Source organism: Mycolicibacterium arseniciresistens (genome assembly GCF_030519285.1).
GTDB lineage: Bacteria > Actinomycetota > Actinomycetes > Mycobacteriales > Mycobacteriaceae > Mycobacterium > Mycobacterium arseniciresistens.
Map to the genome: position 1 here is coordinate 1 of NZ_JAUMSQ010000557.1, position 896 is coordinate 896.

Genomic DNA, 896 nt, shown 5'->3' on the forward strand with positions numbered 1-896 from the left:
CACGGCGGGCCCTGCCCGCCGGACCGGTCGCCGTGTCGCCGGCGGCCGTTCGCGTGCGCTGTCGGCGCTGACGTTCGTCGGCGTCACCGGACACTTCGTGTCCTACACCTTCATCGTCGTGATCCTGCGCGAGGTGATCGGACTGCGTGGTCCGCAGCTGGCGTGGCTGCTGGCCGCCTTCGGGATCGCCGGCCTGCTGTCGATGGCGGCCACGGCACGAGCAGGCGACCGCGATCCGCGGACCGCGGTGCTGTACGGACTGACCCTGCTGGCGACGGCGTTCGGCGTGCTGGCCTGGACGGCGGCCGACGGCCGTGCCGCGCTGGTCGGCGTCGTCGCCGTCCTGGTGTGGGGCGCCACGTCGACGGCGCTGCCCCCGATGCTGCAGGCCGCCGTCATCCGCAGCGCACCCGAGGACCCCGACGCCGCGTCCGGCCGCTACGTCACCGCCTTCCAGGTCGGCATCATGGCCGGTGCACTGGCCGCCGGGGTGCTCTACGAGTGGGCCGGACCTGCGGGGCTGCTGGCCGCGTCGGCGGTGCTGATCGGCGCCGCGCTGGGCGGCGTACTGGCTGTTCGCGACCTCTTCGGCGTTCCCTCGGCCATTGCCGGGAGTAACGCTGGGAACCTTTTCAGCGATCAACACCGCAGTTCAGCGAGTCGGCCGCCGGCCGACGCCGCGGACGAGCCGCCCCGCGAGGCGGTAGCTGGTCCCCGCGCTGTGCGAGACTGGTTCCGAGCTTTGTGCAATTGGAGGTGACGCATGCGGCAGCGAACCGTGCGGAAGTTGGTGACCGCGATCTTCGCGGGAACCCTCGTGGGATCAATGGCGCTGGCAGCGCCCTCGGCGACGGCGCAACCCGCCCCACCGCCACCGCCGCCGCCCGCGCCGGTCG

1 protein-coding gene is annotated in these 896 nt (G+C 73.2%); it reads left to right on the plus strand.

What is annotated here, in order from left to right; genetic code table 11:
• On the plus strand, positions 1 to 760 hold a 760-nt coding region (locus Q2100_RS31465), incomplete at its 5' end, for an MFS transporter (RefSeq protein WP_302917155.1).
• Positions 761 to 896 lie beyond the last annotated feature (136 nt).